We start from the raw sequence: 15,731 nt of genomic DNA on the forward strand, positions 1-15,731 counted from the left end.
TGTAGATACTCTGTTGGCGGTCAAGCTTTTCTAAGGTGTTCAGAGCTGAAAAGCTTGGCCGTATCAAATGGTTCATCGCCGCGCATGCATGCCCATATGCCTGTCAGGTACTTGCGCATGACAGCGGCGATCGCTTGCATTTTTTTCTTCCCCCTGCTGACCAGCGATTCATAAAAGGCCTTCGCGTAAGGATCGCAGCGCACCGCCGTCAGCGCCGGCATGTACATGGCCGCCCGTAAATAGGCATTCCCGCTTTTGCCGAGCCGACCAGGTTTATCAATGCTTGTCCCCGACTGTGTCTGTCGAACATCTAGACCAGCATGACGAGCGACCTGAGAGGACTTGAGCATTTGAGGAAGGGTGGTCAGCTCAGCCAAGGCAGCAAGTGCCGAGACTTCTCCCATTCCCGGGCCCGCTAGTAACTGCTTGTACTGCCGGTTAAGCGTCGGACACTGAGCGATCAACTCACGTCCGGCTTTGCGGAAACGCTCAATGCGATTGTCCAAAGTGGCAATCGCTTCCTCTTGATCTTCGATCAGCATCGACACGGTCGTAGCGGTCGCCTGCAATGCATGCAGCTCATTCTTCGCCCTGGTGCGGTGCCCGACCAGACGATTGATGTGCCGGCCAAGAGCCCTCAGCTCAAGCTGTACGGAGCTTGGCGGTGTCCACAAGCGCGGTGTCATACGTTCACCGTACTCGGACAGCAACTGAGCATCTATCGAGTCAGTTTTACTGTTCACCAGCATCAGCTTGGCGAAATTATGGAAGCTCTTGGGGTTGATCACCGAAACAGGAAGGTCCGCAGCATGCAGCTCAAGGGCCAGGTCCAGGTAATAGATTCCGGTCGCCTCCATCACGATCGACTTGGGCTTGAGCGCCTGCAGCTTTTTCACCGCTGCCTTACGACCAGCAGGGGTTTGAGCGATATCCCACTGTCCAGCGGGACGCCCATCTTTACGCACCCCAACGATCGACGTACGAGAACCAATATCCAGGCCCACACAGACATTCATTCTTCCCACTCCCAAGCGAGTTAGGTAACAATGGCCTCCGGTTCCCCGACCTCGAACTTCATGCCGCTGCAACCTTGTAATGCGAAGTCCGACTTGTCGGCTTCTCGATACTCTTCGTAGTGGGCAATGAGGCGGGGGGCCTCTCTACAGACAAGGTCAGGGGCAAACCCTGCCTTCAGGAGCGATCGGCCTCCCCGGAAGTGCTTCTATAGCCTGACGAGAATAACCTCTCTCATCAGGCTAGGCACAACATACAAGGAGCAGCCTTGTGCTGCGAATGGGCCTCGTAGAGGCCCCTGGGCGATTGACTACCTCCCTTGAGGTGGCTAGAGTGCCGCCTCTTTTTACCCACCACCTGCGTAGTAGCCAAAGCAATGCGCCGTAACCCGTCCCTCCCACATGCCCGCCAGCCTGCCCTCCAGGCCCTGCGTCGTGCGTGGCCGAGCGATACGGTACTCAAGCGTCGCCGCAGCGTGCTGTTTGCCTTCACCTTCTCGCCACACCTCGCCTGAACTGATCTGCGCTTTTGCGTCGCTCGCCCCCCGGCGTGCGCGCCTGTGTCTGCACGTCTTTCTGGTTTGCAAGGAGTGGTACATGAACATGCGTTTGCTGGCGGGCCTGTTGTTCGCCGTTTCTGTCGTGGGTTTCAGCCTGGGGGCCAGCCTGCCGCTGGTGTCGTTGCGCCTGCATGAGGCCGGCGCCAGTACCCTGGAAATCGGCATCATCTCGGCCATCCCCGCTGCGGGCATGATGCTCTCGGCGTTTCTGGTCGACGCCTGCTGCCGCCACCTCACCCGGCGCACCATCTACCTGCTGAGTTTCAGCCTGTGCACCGTCAGCATCGCCCTGCTCGAATCGGCCTTCGGCTCGATGTGGTTGCTGGCGCTGCTGCGCCTGGGCCTGGGGCTGGGCATGGGTATCGCGATCATCCTCGGCGAGTCGTGGGTCAACGAGCTTTGCCCTGAGCACAATCGCGGCAAGATCATGGCCCTTTATGCCACCAGCTTTACCGGCTTCCAGGTGCTGGGCCCGGCCATGCTCGCGGTGCTGGGGGCCAACAGCCCGTGGATCACCGGAGTGGTCACCGCCTGCTATGGCCTGGCGTTGCTGTGCATCGTGCTGACCGTTCCCAATGACCATGTGGAACATGAAGAGGGCGACAAGAGCTTCGGCCTGGCCGGCTTCTTCCGCGTGGCACCGGCGTTGTGCGTGGCGGTGCTGTTCTTCTCGTTCTTCGATGCCGTGGTGCTGTCGCTGTTGCCGGTGTACGCCACCAGCCATGGCTTTGCCGTGGGCGTGGCGGCGCTGATGGTGACGGTGGTGTTTGCCGGCGACATGCTGTTCCAGCTGCCGTTGGGCTGGCTGGCCGACCGGGTGGAGCGCACCGGGCTGCACCTGGTGTGCGGGTTGGTGGCGATGTCGATTGGCATCGGCCTGCCGTGGCTGCTGAACATGACCTGGCTGCTGTGGCCGCTGCTGGTGGTGCTGGGCGCGGTTGCGGGGGGCATTTATACCCTGGCGTTGGTGCTGATCGGGCAACGTTTCAAAGGCCAGGATCTTGTCACTGCCAATGCCAGCGTGGGGTTGTTGTGGGGCGTTGGTAGCTTGATCGGCCCGCTGGTGAGTGGTGCGGCGATGGATGTGGCCCCGCATGGCCTGCCCATGGCGCTGGCGCTGATGGCCGGGTTGTTCGTGTGTTTTGCCCGGCAATCGTACCGACGCGCGGGCCGGATGCGCGCCGTGGCGGAGTGATGTGCTTTTCAGGCTGCGCCAATGCTTACCCAGTAGCGCGTTTTGTAGTCGACACGCACCGGCAGGCTGCGGGTGAGCAACTGCAGGATCTGAGCGGTATCGGCCAACTGATAGGTGCCTGACACCTTCAAGTTCGCCACCTCAGGGGCGCAGCGCAACAGGCCCGGGCGGTAGCGGGCGAGCTCTGCGACAAACTCGCCCAGTGGCATCTGCTGCACGCTGAGCACGCCGTCGGTCCAGCCCCAAGGGTCGCTGTGCAGCGCCACCGCGTGGACACTGCCATTGGCCCCAACCTGTACCGTTTCGCCCGAATGCACCTGACGCGGTGAGGCCGACGTGGGAAACAGCGTAACTTCACCACGTCGCACTGCCAGCAGCAGGCCTTGGTTGTTTTCACGCAGCAGCAACTGGCCGTTGAGGGTGGTCAGCGGGCCGATGCGGGTGTCGATGTAGAACGGACGGGTATCGTTGGGGTTGCTGTCCAGGCTGACCTCGCCACGTACCAGTTCCAACTGGCGTTGCTCGGCGCTGTAATGCAGGTCGATGGCGCTGGCAGTGTTGAGCTGTATATGGCTGCCATCGCTGACTTGCCACTGGCGCCGTTCACCCGTGGCGGTGCTGCTGTCGGCCAGCAGTTGCGGCAGGCCCAGAGGTTCGCGCGTGGCCCAGCCCAGGCTGCCGCCCACGGCCAGCAGGCTCAGTAACTTGAGGTGGTCACGGCGGCTGCTGCGCTGGCGCTGGCTGCCGTCCAGGGTGCGCCGGCTCAGGTCCTTGGGCAGCCCGGCCAGTTCGTCGCCCAGTTGGCTGACCCGTTGCCAGGCCAGGGGGTTGTGCGGGTGGCTGGCCAGCCAGTGCTGGAATTGCTGCTCGGTACGTGGGCTGGGGCGGTCGAAGCGCAGCTTCACCAGCCAGTCGATGGCTTGGTCGACCTGCGCCTGCGCTGGCGCGGGCTCATGCATCGGCATAACGTAACCGGTAGCAGACGCCCAGGGCTTTGGCCAGGTCGCGCTCGACGGTGGCCCGCGACACTTCCAGCTGCTGAGCAATCTGCACGATGCTCAAGCCGTCCAGTTGAGCCAGCAGAAACGCCTGGCGAACACGCGGCTTGAGCTGGTGCAGGGCACGGTCGAGGCGGCCTAGGGCATCGAGAATGACCAGGCGGTGCTCTTCGCTGGGTACCTCGGCTTCGGGCAGGTGGGCCAGGCTTTGCTGGTAGGCGTGTTCCAGTGCACGACGGCGGAACTGGTCGATCATCAGGCCACGGGCGATGCTGCTGAGATAGGCGCGTGGCTCTTTCAGTGGTGAAGCCTGGCGGGCCCGCAGCAGCCGCACGAAGGTATCCTGAGCCAGGTCGGCGGCATGCTCGCTGCAACCTACCCGGTTGCGCAACCAGCCGCGCAGCCAGCTATGGTGGGCCTGGTAGAGCAGAGCGACCTCGGTCGGCTTGAGCGTGTCGTTGATCTGCATCGTAGCGAAGGCCTTGCCCTGTGAACTGTGCGATTGTGAATAGTTCTCAATTCTATGCGGGGAATGTGACGCAGGGCAATGGTATGCCAGGAATTAGCCGCGCAAGAAGCGGGGTTTAGCCGATGAACGGCTGAGCTAAGCTGGGCCTGCATTCAACCTGTTGGAGGCGCCATGATTCTGGCCGACCTTTCACCCGAGGCCTATTGCGAGGCCACTCGATATTTGGCAGCGCTCGACCCGGACTGGTCGCGGCACATTGCTGCAACCGGGCCCTGCCTGCACCAGGCCACGCCGGGGCGTGAGCCTTACGAAGCGCTGGTGCGGGCGATTGCCTACCAGCAACTGCATGCCCGGGCTGCCGAAGCGATCCTTGGCCGGTTGCTGGCATTGTTCCCGGGGGATGCGTTCCCGACGCCACAGCAGTTGCTGACGGTCAGCCCGGAAACCCTGCGCGCCTGTGGGTTCTCGGCAAGCAAGATGGCCACGGTGCAAGGCATTGCCCAGGCACGGCTGGAAGGCTTGGTGCCGACGCGGGAAGAGGCATTGGCCATGGCCGACGAAGCCCTGATCGAACGCCTGGTAGCCTTGCGCGGGGTAGGGCGATGGACGGTGGAGATGCTGCTGATCTATAGCCTGGAGCGTTCGGACATTCTGCCGGTGGACGATTTTGGCGTGCGCGAGGGGTACCGACGGCTGAAGGGGCTGGACAAGGCGCCGACACCTGCGCAGATGCGCTCGCTGGGCGGCGGCTGGCGGCCGTTTCGAACCGTGGCGGCCTGGTACCTGTGGCGGGCCTGAGGTTTTTGCAGCGCCTGAACGGGCCCCTTCGCGGGTGAACCCGCTCCCACAGGTACCTCTGCCGGGTTCGAGCCTTCTGCAGTCCCTGTGGGAGCGGGCATGCCCGCGAAGAGGCCAGTACAGGTAACTCACAGGGACTGCCCAATGCTCGAGCCTTGTGCAGTCCCTGTGGGAGCGGGTTTACCCGCGAAAGGGCCGGTACAGGCGACAACTTATCTGGATGCTAACCCATGAATCTCTACATCACCCCCGACCAACGCTGGCAAGCCGTGGAGTCCCGCGACTCCACCGCTACGGGCCACTTCGTCTACGCCGTCCGCACCACCGGTGTCTACTGCCACCCCGGCTGCAAATCACGCATGGCCAAGCGCACCAATGTCGAGTTCTACGACACCCCCGCTGCCGCCGAAGCGGCGGGTTACCGTGCCTGCAAGCGTTGTATCAGCAAGGCCAGCACCACCCGCCACAGCCAACTGGTCACCCGCGCCTGCCGCCTGATCGAAACCATCGACCCTGCGCCCAGCCTCGACCAGCTCAGTGCGCAACTGGCCGTAAGCCCCTTCCACCTGCACCGCCTGTTCAAGGCCGAAACCGGCGTTACTCCCAAGGCCTATGCCACCGCCTTCCGTGCCCGCCGCCTGCGTGAGCACCTGGAAGATGGCCAGCGTTCAGTCACCGACGCCATCTACGATGCCGGCTTCAACTCCAACAGCCGCTTCTACGAAAGCGCCGATCAGCGCCTGGGCATGCGCCCCCGGCAGTACCGTGCCGGCGGCGCAGGGGCCACCATCCACTTTGCCCTCGGCCAGTGTTCGCTGGGGGCCATCCTGGTGGCCCAGAGCGAGAAGGGCATTTGCGCGATTTTGCTAGGCGACGACCCTGAGGGCCTGCTGCACGACCTGCAAGACCAGTTCCCTAAGGCCCGCCTGATCGGTGGCGATAGCGCCTACGAACAGTTGGTCGCCGAAGTGGTGGGCTTTGTCGAAGCCCCGGCGTTGGGCCTGGCGCTGCCGTTGGATGTGCAAGGTACGGCGTTTCAGGAGCGGGTGTGGCAGGCGTTGCGCGAGGTGCCGGCCGGCAGCCGGGTCAGCTACACCGATATTGCCGAGCGTATCGGTGCGCCCAAAGCGGTGCGCGCGGTGGCCATGGCCTGCGCGGCCAACCACATCGCGGTGGCCATCCCCTGCCATCGGGTGGTGCGCCGGGACGGCGACATCAGTGGCTACCGTTGGGGTGTCGAGCGCAAACAGCAACTCCTGAAGCGAGAGACGGCACTCTCCTGATTGCCTGAAGCCGCGTAGAATCCCCCGCCAAATCGAGTTGTAAAGAGGAAACTTCGATGAGGCGTGTGAGCCTTGCCCGTTATTGCCCAGGCCTGATGGCCCTGCTGGCCCTGATGCTGGTTATTGCCAGCCCGGCTTGGTCGGCCCCGGCCACGCCATTGTCCAATCTTGCGGCTGCCGAAGCGCCAGCGCTGGATGAAAACGCCAGCATCGAACAGCTGAGCGACCGGCTGGACCTGATCCGCCAGGGCGTCACCAGTGAGGCCAACGACGACTTGCTGTCGCAGTTGCGCCTGGCGGCGATGCAGGTTCAGCGCCAGGCGGATGCATTGAGTGCACAGCGCACCGCCGACATAGAAAAGCTCGAGGACAAGCTCAAGGTCATCGGCCCGGTGCAGCCGGACGAAGCCGCCACCCTGACCCAGCAGCGCAAAGCGCTGGAGGCCGAAAAAAAAGCGCTGGTAGCCCAGCAGGACCAGGCCACCAAGCTGAATCAGTCGGCCCGCGACCTTTCCACGCAAATCGTCAACCTGCGCCGTAGCCAGTTCAACTCGCAAATCACCAGCCGTGCGGCCTCGCCACTGACCCCGGCGTTCTGGCAGAGCATCATCCGCCCCACTCAGGACGACGTGGCGCGTCTGCGTGACCTGCGCGGCGAGGCGGCCGACGCCATCGGTAGTGCCTTCAGCGCCGAAAACCGCTGGCTGTTCATTACCAGCCTGGTGGCGGCGATTCTGGTCTGGACCTTGGTGCGGCGCGTGCTCGAGCGCCTGCTGGCCAGTGCCATGGTCGGCTGGTTGCCCGAGGGCCGCTTGCGCCGCAGCGCCTTGGCCCTGGGCGTCAGCCTGGCAACCCTGGGTACCATTGCCGGCTCTGTATCGCTGCTGCGCTGGGGGCTGGAGAGCAGCGCCGAGCTGGGCTCGGATATCGCCAGCCTGGTCAACCACATTCTCACCCTGGTGGTGTTCAGCGCCTTCATCACCGGCCTGGGCCGCGCCATGCTGATGCTGCAGCGCCCGTCCTGGCGCCTGCCGCCGATGCATGACGAAGTTGCCAGTGCGCTCGGTTGGTTCCCCAAGGTACTGGCCTTGGCGCTGATGGTGATGATGACCATGGAGCGCATCAACAGCGTCATCGGCGCCAGCCTGGCGTTGACCGTGGCGGTCAATGGCCTCACCGCGCTGGTCGTGGCATTCATCTTTGCCGGCGCGCTGCTGCGTTATCGCCGAACCTTGCGCAAGCATGACCTGGAGCGCCCCACGGGCCTCGCCGGGCTTATCCCGTTCGTGATGGTCATCTGGCTGACGCTGATCTTGCTGGCTCTGCTCGCCGGCTACCTGACGCTCGCCTACTTCCTCACCGCCAAATTGCTATGGGTCAGCCTGGTGGTCACCTGTGCGTACTTGCTGACCACCTTCTTCGGTGACCTGTGCGAAACCTTGCTGTCGCCACGTCAGCCAGGTGGTTTGGCGCTGGCCTCAACCTTGGGCCTGGCGCCTCGCCACCAGGCGCAGGCCAGCACCATCCTGGCCGGCATCGGCCGTACCATCGTGCTGTTCCTGGCACTGTTGCTTGCGCTGATGCCGTCGGGCACCAGCCCCAGCGAGCTGCTGATGAGCCTGGGCGACTGGGACGGCACCGGCGGCAAGCTGCTTGGCAACCTCAACATCGTGCCGCAGGACATCCTGCTGGCCCTGGCGATTTTCTTCGGTGGCCTGTTCGCCATTCGCGTAGTCAAGCGCTGGCTGAGTGAACGCCTGCTGCCGGAAACCGACATGGACGCCGGCATGCGCGCCTCGCTGGTGACCCTGGTCGGTTACCTGGGCTTCCTGTTCCTGGCCATGCTGGTCATGTCGACCCTGCGCATCAACCTCACCAGCCTCACCTGGGTAGTCAGTGCCCTGTCGGTAGGTATCGGTTTTGGTCTGCAGCAGATCGTGCAGAACTTCATCTCCGGCCTGATCCTGCTCACCGAGCGCCCCGTCAAGGTGGGCGACTGGGTCAGCCTGGCGGGCGTCGAGGGTGATATCCGCCGCATCAATGTGCGTGCCACCGAAATCCAGATGTCCGACCGCTCGACGGTGATCGTGCCCAATTCGCAGTTCATTTCGCAGAACGTGCGCAACGTGACCATGGGCAATGCGCTGGGCGTGGTCGGCATTACCCTGACCCTACCACTGGAGACCGATGCCAACCGGGTACGCGAGTTGCTGCTGGCGGCGTACCACGAGCATGAGGCGATTCTGGATGCGCCCGCCACTTCGGTGTCGTTCAAGGACCTGACGGCCAGTGGCATGGTGATTGGCGTCAGTGGTTACGTGGCGGGGCCGCGGCAGGTGTCAGGCACTCGTAGCGACCTGCTGTTCACCATTCTTGGTCGCCTGCGTGATGAAGGCATTCCGCTGTCTTCGCCGCAGAGCATGGTGCTGGTGCAAGAGGGTACGCGCCCCGCTGACGAGTCGGTGTAATGAGCGGGGGCTGCTGCGCAGCCCTTTCGCGGCACAAGGCCGCTCCTACAGGGAATGCGAACGCTATCAGGGTACGCGATCCCTTGTAGGAGCGGCCTTGTGCCGCGAAAGGGGCGCGTAGCGCCCCCGAATTCAATGCTGCTTGGCCTGCTTGATCCTCAGCAGAATCACCAACAATACCAGCAGCACCGGCGGCGCCATGGCCAGCAACCCATCCCGCGCCGTCAGCCCCAACCCCAGCACATTAAGCCCGCCATACAGCAGCTTGAACAAATTCAGCAGGTAGTAGGTGATGGCAATGATCGACAGCCCCTCCACCGCCCGCTGAATTTTCACCTGGGCGTCGGCCCGGGCATTGAGGCTGCGCAGGATCTCGGCGTTCTGTTCTTCCATTTCTACCTGAACACGCGCCTGCAACAGGTCGCCCAGGTTTGCCACGTTCTTCGCCAATTGCTCCAGCCGCTGCTCGGTCGCCGCGCAATAGCGCACAGTCGGCTTGAACCGACGCTCGATGAACACCCCCAGGCGCTGGCAGTCGCCTACATGGCTTTCCCGCAGCTCGCCCAGGCGTTCGAACACCAGTTGCGCATAGGCTTGGGTGGCGCCGAAGCGGTGGCGGGTTTTTACCGTGTGGCTGACCACCTGGCGTGACAAGTGGGCAATGGCGTCCAGCAGCCCTTTGGAGTCATGGCCGTCCCCCCCGGCACTGCGCTCCGAGAGGCTGACCAACGTCTTGTCGAAGGTGTCCAGTTCTTGGCTCAGGGCCTTGGCCGTGGCCAGGGTCAGCGAGGCCATCATGCGGTACGTCTCGATTTCCAGCAGACGGCGGATCATTCGGCCCTGGCGGTAGGCATTGAGGCGGCGGTTGATGAACAGGAAACGGTTGGTGCCATCTTCGGTCAGGCGGAAATCGCTCCACACCACAGCATCGCCCCCGCCAACGCACGAGCCGCACGGGTCTTTGAAACCGTAGCGAGGCAGCTCAAGCCCCTGTTCGTCACGCACCAGCACCTGCACGGCGTTGATCACCTGCGCCGCCTGTGGGGCGATGGCTTCGGCCAGCACGGGAGGCAGGGGCCGCCATTCGGTGTCGGTGGCAGCGCACGGCACCACCAGTGTCAGGGTGAAGAACTCGGTGTGCCGTTCCCACTTGAACGGGTGGCCATCCAGGCGGGTAATGCCTTGGGCGGCAGCGGTGTCCAGGGCCTCCGGGCAGCAGCGTTGCAGCAGCGCTGCACAGGCAGCATCACCGCCGAGCAAGGCCAGGTGGAAGACATGCGCAGGGCCGTCGAAGTAAAGCGACGGGCGGGCGTGCAATTCGTTGTGCAAGGCGGTGCGTTGAGGGTGCATGGGTGGTCCGGCCTGGTGTTGTGATTGTTGGGGTACCAGGAGGTGGGACTTTGCAGCGGGCGGGGAAAGTCACGCGGGGCGGAGTTTTGTTCTGCCTGTGCCGGCCTCTTCGCGGGTAAACCCGCTCCCACAGGTACAGCGCAACTTTCAACGACAGCGCCGTACTGGTGGGAGCTGGCTTGCCTGCGAAAGGGCCGCAAAGCGGCCCCTGATAATTCAGCCCAAACACCGGGTCACATGCTTGACCGATTGGTAGGCGGACAAGCCCCAAGGCCCCAGCTCGCGGCCGATGCCACTACCCTTGGTACCGCCCCACGAGGTTTCGACGAACACCGCCTGCACCGAGTTGATCCACACATGGCCAACCTCCAGCGCATCGGCCACACGCTCGGCGCGTTGCAAATCGGCAGAGCACACGGTCGCCACCAGCCCGAAGCGGCTGTCATTGGCCTCGGCAATCGCCTGCTCTTCACTGGCAAACCGGCGTGCGCACAGCACCGGGCCAAAGATTTCCTCGGTCCACAGGCGGCTGTGTTTCGGCACATCGGTATACAGCGTAGGGCTGACGAACCAGCCGTCGCGGTCCAACGCCTTGCCACCGGCCAGGCACTGCAAGCCTTCTTCCCGCGCCGTGGCAAAGTAGCCGGCCACCTTCAGCCACTGGGCCTGGCTGGTCAGCGGGCCCATGTCGACCTCTTCGGTCAGCGGGTTGCCAACCCGCAGGTTTTCCAGTGCCGCCTGCAAGCGTGGCAGCAGCGCATCGGCAATACCGTCCTGCACCAGCAGCCGCGAGGTGGCCGAACACATCTGCCCCGCGTTCCAGCTGATACCGGCGACAATCCACTCGACCGCCTGGTCGACATCGCAATCGTCAAACACCACGATGGCCGACTTGCCGCCCAGCTCCAGCGTCACCGGCCGGCACTGTGCCGACGCGCTGCGCATTACCTGGCTGCCGACGCTGTTGCTGCCGGTGAACGACAGTTTGTCCAGGCCGTTGTGGTTGCTCAGTGCGGCGCCGGTCTCGGCCTTGCCGTTGACGATGTTCAGCACCCCGGCCGGCAGGCCCAGGGCGTCGGCGATCTGGCCGTAGGCCTGTTCGATCAGCGGGGTGACTTCCGATGGCTTGAGCACCACGGTGCAGCCGGCAGCCAGCGCCGGGGCTAGCTTCCAGGCGCTGGTCACCAGCGGGAAGTTCCACGGCACGATCAGGCCGACCACACCCACCGGCTCAAGGCGAGTGCGCGCGGTGAAGCCTGGGGCGGCCAGTGGCACGTCGCGATTCTTGGCAGGCAGTTGCTCGGCCAGCTCGGCGTAGTAGCCGAAGGTGGCGATGGCGTCGTCCAGGTCGATCTCGGCTTCGTGGCGCGGCTTGCCGTTGTTGCGCATTTGCAAGGTGATCAACGCTTCGCGGCGTTGCCCGAGCTGTTCGGCAAAGCCGCGCAGGTAGGCCGCGCGTTCGCTGGCGCTGGTGGTTTTCCAGGAGGGCAGGGCGCTGCGGGCAGCGGTTACGGCCTGGTCGACCTGGGCCACGCTGGCAGCCATGAACTCGGCGAACGGTTGCCCCAGCGCAGGGTCGTTGACGCTGATGCAGTCGCTGCCTTGGCCTTCGACCCAGCGGCCGGCGATGTAGTGGGAATTGGTCATGGTCGGTTTCCAGTCAGGCCATTTCGGCAGTGGTCACAGGCGTGTGCGCGGTGCTTTTGCAACGCACCCAACGCGGGCCCCGGGGGCCATACACGCCAGCAGGTTCAGGGAACAGGTTGAGCAGTACCAGGTACAACACGCCGGCCAGCCCCAGGGTGACCGGCAGGCTCAGGTCGATGCCGCCAGCCAGGTCGCCCAGCGGGCCGACGAACTGCCCCGGCAGGTTGACGAAACACAGGCCGACCGCCGCGCTGGGGAGCCACGCCCCCATGCCGCGCCAGTTCCAGCCATGCAGGAACCAGTAATGGCCGCCACGCTGGCCGCGGGTGAATACCTGCAGGTCATCGGCGTGGTAGAAGCCGCGGCGAGTGATCAGGCCGAGGATCATGATCACCATCCACGGGCTGGTGCAGGTGATGATGAGTACCGCAAAGGTCGACACGCTCTGCACCAGGTTGAAGGTGAAACGGCCGACGAAGATGAAGCCGATCGCCAGCACGCCGATCAGCAGCGTGGCGCCGGCGCGGCTGAGCAGGCGCGGGAACACGCTGGACATGTCCAAGCCGGTGCCATACAGCGCAGTGGTGCCGGTGGACATGCCGCCGATCACCGCAATCAGGCACACCGGCAGGAAGAACCAGCTTGGCGCCACCGCCAGCAGGCCACCCACATAGTTGTTGGCGGCAATGTAGTCCGGTGCCTGAGTCGCGACCAAGGTGGCGGTGCACAGGCCGAACAGGAACGGAATCAGCGTTGCGCCCTGGGCGGCAATCACCGCCAGCATGATGCGCGTCTTGGGTGTTGCACGCGGGATATAGCGCGACCAGTCGCCCAGGAAGGCGCCGAACGACACCGGGTTGCTCATGGCCAGGATCGCTGCGCCGACGAACGCCGCCCAGAAGCCCGCCTGGCCGTGGTTGACGCTACCTGCGTAGCTGGCGTCGAACGGCCCGGCAAAGGCAACGATGCCCAGCAGGAACAGCAGGCTTGAAGCCCACACGGCAATCTTGTTGACCCACAGCATGAAGCGGAAGCCGAAGATGCACACCACCAGTACCAGCACCGCGAACAGGCCGTAGGCCAGGCCCAGGGTGAGGTCGGTTTCCGGCAGGCCGGCCAGGCGCTTGGCGCCGCCGACCAGGGCATCGCCCGAGCTCCACACCGACAGCGAGAAGAACGCCACCGCCGTGAGCAGCGACAGGAACGAGCCGACGATACGCCCGTGCACGCCAAAGTGTGCGCCCGACGACACGGCGTTGTTGGTGCCGTTAAGCGCACCGAACAAACCCATCGGCGCAAGAATCAGCGCGCCCACGCCAACGCCGAGCAGAATGGCCCACACACCCGCCTGGAACGACAGCCCGAACAGCACGGGGAAGCTGCCCAGCACGGCGGTGGCGAAGGTATTGGCGCCGCCGAAAATCAGGCGGAACAGGTCCAGCGGGGAGGCGTCGCGTTGATCGTCGGGGATCTGTTCGACACCGTTGGTCTCGATACCGGTCGAGTGGCTCATGGTGATGCTCCAGCGCGGTTGTTGTGGGCCTGCGCGTGCGCGGGCCTTCTTGTGGGTGCGATGGCAGGGCGGCAGGGCCGCGTAAAAAGGTGATCAGGCCGGCGAGACGACCGACAGGTGCTCATGGCAGGCCAGCCACTGGTCACCCTGGTGGCGGAAGACGATGGTCTCGCGTTCGCTCAACTGGTGTTCCTCGCCGGCGATGCGGATATGCGTGGCCACATCGTGCATGAAGATCGCCACGTCACCTTGCAGGCTCACGTGGGCATTGCCCGACTCGCAAGCAAGCACGGCAAAACCTTCGGCCTGCCACTGCGCCCAGAGGTCTTCGTAGGCACGGCGCGACAGCAGCGGTTGCGGCAAGGTGTGGAAGAGGAACGTGGCGTCTTCGCTGAAACAGGCGAAATAGCGGGCGGTGTCGTTGCTGGCGAACGCGGCAACGAGGTTGGCGGCGGCTTGGCGCACCTGAAGGGTCTGGTCCACGGGAGTGGCCTCACGGTTTTTGTGATTATGGTGAAGCGATTCTGGTGATGGTTGGCGAGGGAACAAATCGCTGGAGGCAAATAATCAGTTCAGGAATTTGTGAAGTGATGGCAATGCTTCCTTTACCCTCGCGTAATGTGTCGACTAAGGTGTCTGCAGCTGTGGCATCCAGCATTTGGACGATCCCTTCCATGGCCGGCGTCGTTCACCACCCCTTCAGGTTGCAGGCAATGAGCAATTACCAACCACCGCTGACGGTGACCCCCCGGATTCTGGCTCTGGTTGCCGAAGTCAGCGAGCAAGTGGGGTTATTGACTGCCTATCGCAATGCAGCGCTTAGATGCATGGCCTGATAGACGACGCTGGGCGTTACAGGCGCGGTGGTGTGGGGATTTATCGGGGTTCTCGCCTGTTACATATGGCACCACCGGCCAGCCGGGTGGCGACACTGGTGCACGATTTACTGGATTGGCTCTCGAACAACGATTGGCATCCGCTGATTACCAGCTGTGTATTCCACTACGAATTCGAATTCATCCACCCGTTTGCTGACGGCAACGGGCGCATGGGACGGCTATGGCAAACCCTGCTGCTTAGCCGGTGGCGACCAGCGATGGCATACCTGCCGGTCGAAACTGTTATCCGTGAGCAGCAGGACGCTTACTACGCTGCGCTGGCTGCGGCTGACCAGGCTGCTGAAGCTACCCCGTTTGTCGAGTACATGCTTGAAGCGTTGCTAAGTGCGCTTGTAGAAGCCAAAGAGAGCGACCAAGTAACCGACCAAGTAACCGACCAAGTAGCAAATCTTCTCAAGGTGCTGCCCGCTGGTGTTGCTTTGAAGGCAAGTGATCTCATGCATCAGCTGGGCCTCTCGCACCGTGCCACATTCCGTAAGAGTTATTTGCACCCGGCCTTGGCTGCTGGCTTGATCGAAATGACAGATCCCGATTCACCTCGTAGTCCCAAGCAGCAGTATCGTCGGGTTGCAAAGTAGGCTACGTCCCGCTCCCATTGAGATCTGCCGCAGTTATCCAACGTCATCTCACAGCAGCGAATGTTCAGTCGCATTTCTGCCATCTCCCCGTGCCTGATGCCCAAGGAAGACACAGTACCTTGTGGGAGCTGGCTTGCCGGCGATGAGGCCGGTACAGGCAGCAACAAGCGAACCGACTGACGGTCTGTCCCACCCTTGATCCTTGCCTACGCTGATACTCCCAACCCGCTGAAGCAAGGAGTTCACCGTGGCCTTCCAATACAAGCGTCTGGACAAGAACAACGTCGCCGTGCTGCTGGTCGATCACCAGACCGGTCTGCTATCGCTGGTAAGGGACATCGACCCCGACCGCTTCAAGAACAACGTGCTGGCCCTGTCCGACCTGGCCAAGTATTTCAAGCTGCCAACCATCCTCACCACCAGCTTCGAGACCGGCCCCAACGGCCCCTTGGTGCCGGAGCTGAAAGAGCAGTTCCCTGACGCCCCCTACATCGCACGCCCCGGCAACATCAACGCCTGGGACAACGAAGATTTCGTCAAAGCGGTAAAAGCCACTGGCAAGAAGCAGCTGCTGATTGCTGGTGTGGTCACCGAGGTGTGCGTGGCCTTCCCGGCCTTGTCGGCGCTGGAGGAGGGCTTTGAGGTGTTCGTCGTCACTGACGCCTCCGGCACCTTCAACGAACTGACCCGTGATTCGGCCTGGCGGCGCATGGAGGCGGCCGGGGCGCAGTTGATGACCTGGTTTGGCGTGGCATGCGAGCTGCACCGCGACTGGCGCAATGACATCGAAGGGTTGGGGACGCTGTTCTCCAACCATATCCCGGACTATCGCAACCTGATGACCAGTTACAACAAGCTGGCCAAATAGCGCCTCGTGGGGGCTGCAAGGCAGCCCTTCACCAATCTGCAAGCGAAGCGGCAAACCGTCATGGATCGACCATACTGACTCTTCATTCGCCT

The 15,731-nt window shown here is 63.3% G+C and carries 13 protein-coding genes and 1 pseudogene; 6 read left to right on the forward strand and 8 right to left on the reverse strand.

Annotation, left to right across the window (positions count from 1 at the left end):
* Positions 1–20: 20 nt before the first annotated feature.
* Entirely contained in the window at positions 21–1,016 is a 996-nt protein-coding gene (locus E8E78_RS04990) for an IS110 family transposase (RefSeq protein ID WP_016497900.1), read from the reverse strand.
* Positions 1,017–1,610: 594 nt separating this feature from the next.
* Here E8E78_RS04990 and E8E78_RS04995 point away from each other — a divergent pair.
* The gene (locus tag E8E78_RS04995; protein WP_063423705.1) at positions 1,611–2,768 is read left to right on the forward strand and encodes an MFS transporter; all 1,158 of its coding nucleotides are present in this window, start codon (positions 1,611–1,613) and stop codon (positions 2,766–2,768) included.
* A gap of 8 nt (positions 2,769–2,776) precedes the next feature.
* Here the strand turns inward: E8E78_RS04995 and E8E78_RS05000 are convergent, their stop codons facing one another.
* Positions 2,777–3,733: a FecR domain-containing protein gene (locus tag E8E78_RS05000; RefSeq protein ID WP_084967468.1), complete on the reverse strand. Its 957-nt coding sequence runs from the start codon at positions 3,731–3,733 to the stop codon at positions 2,777–2,779.
* The gene (locus E8E78_RS05005; RefSeq protein WP_019471006.1) at positions 3,720–4,235 is read right to left on the reverse strand and encodes a sigma-70 family RNA polymerase sigma factor; all 516 of its coding nucleotides are present in this window, start codon (positions 4,233–4,235) and stop codon (positions 3,720–3,722) included. Before E8E78_RS05005 ends, E8E78_RS05000 begins: the two co-directional genes overlap by 14 nt.
* Before the next feature lie 171 nt (positions 4,236–4,406).
* Here E8E78_RS05005 and E8E78_RS05010 point away from each other — a divergent pair, with 171 nt between their 5' ends.
* The 3 genes from E8E78_RS05010 to E8E78_RS05020 all read left to right on the forward strand — a co-directional run bounded on the left by E8E78_RS05010 (position 4,407) and on the right by E8E78_RS05020 (position 8,784).
* Complete coding sequence (locus tag E8E78_RS05010; protein WP_049278068.1) at positions 4,407–5,033, forward strand: DNA-3-methyladenine glycosylase; 627 nt, start codon at positions 4,407–4,409, stop codon at positions 5,031–5,033.
* A 230-nt stretch (positions 5,034–5,263) separates the two neighbouring features.
* Positions 5,264–6,316 (forward strand): bifunctional DNA-binding transcriptional regulator/O6-methylguanine-DNA methyltransferase Ada, encoded by a 1,053-nt coding sequence (gene ada / locus E8E78_RS05015; RefSeq protein ID WP_049278070.1) that lies wholly within the window; start codon positions 5,264–5,266, stop codon positions 6,314–6,316.
* 56 nt (positions 6,317–6,372) lie between these two features.
* Positions 6,373–8,784: a DUF3772 domain-containing protein gene (locus tag E8E78_RS05020; RefSeq protein WP_084967469.1), complete on the forward strand. Its 2,412-nt coding sequence runs from the start codon at positions 6,373–6,375 to the stop codon at positions 8,782–8,784.
* A gap of 132 nt (positions 8,785–8,916) precedes the next feature.
* Here the strand turns inward: E8E78_RS05020 and E8E78_RS05025 are convergent, their stop codons facing one another.
* From E8E78_RS05025 to E8E78_RS05045, 5 genes are all read right to left on the reverse strand, one after another.
* Positions 8,917–10,134: a DUF3422 domain-containing protein gene (locus E8E78_RS05025; RefSeq protein WP_049278074.1), complete on the reverse strand. Its 1,218-nt coding sequence runs from the start codon at positions 10,132–10,134 to the stop codon at positions 8,917–8,919.
* A 216-nt stretch (positions 10,135–10,350) separates the two neighbouring features.
* Positions 10,351–11,781: an aldehyde dehydrogenase family protein gene (locus E8E78_RS05030; protein WP_061202951.1), complete on the reverse strand. Its 1,431-nt coding sequence runs from the start codon at positions 11,779–11,781 to the stop codon at positions 10,351–10,353.
* Positions 11,782–11,794: 13 nt separating this feature from the next.
* Positions 11,795–13,294, reverse strand: a complete 1,500-nt coding sequence (locus tag E8E78_RS05035; RefSeq protein ID WP_049274646.1) for a cytosine permease — start codon at positions 13,292–13,294, stop codon at positions 11,795–11,797.
* A 93-nt stretch (positions 13,295–13,387) separates the two neighbouring features.
* Positions 13,388–13,777, reverse strand: a complete 390-nt coding sequence (locus tag E8E78_RS05040; protein ID WP_016501521.1) for a nuclear transport factor 2 family protein — start codon at positions 13,775–13,777, stop codon at positions 13,388–13,390.
* A 25-nt stretch (positions 13,778–13,802) separates the two neighbouring features.
* Positions 13,803–13,970, reverse strand: a complete 168-nt coding sequence (locus E8E78_RS05045) for a hypothetical protein (RefSeq protein ID WP_155403391.1) — start codon at positions 13,968–13,970, stop codon at positions 13,803–13,805.
* 37 nt (positions 13,971–14,007) lie between these two features.
* On the opposite strand from E8E78_RS05045, the pseudogene E8E78_RS05050 reads away from it, so the two are divergent.
* Together E8E78_RS05050 and ycaC are read left to right on the forward strand one after the other, a co-directional pair.
* Positions 14,008–14,771: pseudogene (locus E8E78_RS05050) on the forward strand (Fic family protein).
* A 247-nt stretch (positions 14,772–15,018) separates the two neighbouring features.
* Positions 15,019–15,639 carry an isochorismate family cysteine hydrolase YcaC gene (gene ycaC, locus E8E78_RS05055; RefSeq protein ID WP_016501520.1) on the forward strand — a complete coding sequence of 207 codons (621 nt, stop codon included), beginning with the start codon at positions 15,019–15,021 and terminating at the stop codon, positions 15,637–15,639.
* The last annotated feature ends 92 nt before the right edge of the window (positions 15,640–15,731 follow it).

It is taken from the genome of Pseudomonas sp. BN505 (assembly GCF_029873175.1).
Taxonomy (GTDB): Bacteria; Pseudomonadota; Gammaproteobacteria; order Pseudomonadales; family Pseudomonadaceae; genus Aquipseudomonas; species Aquipseudomonas putida.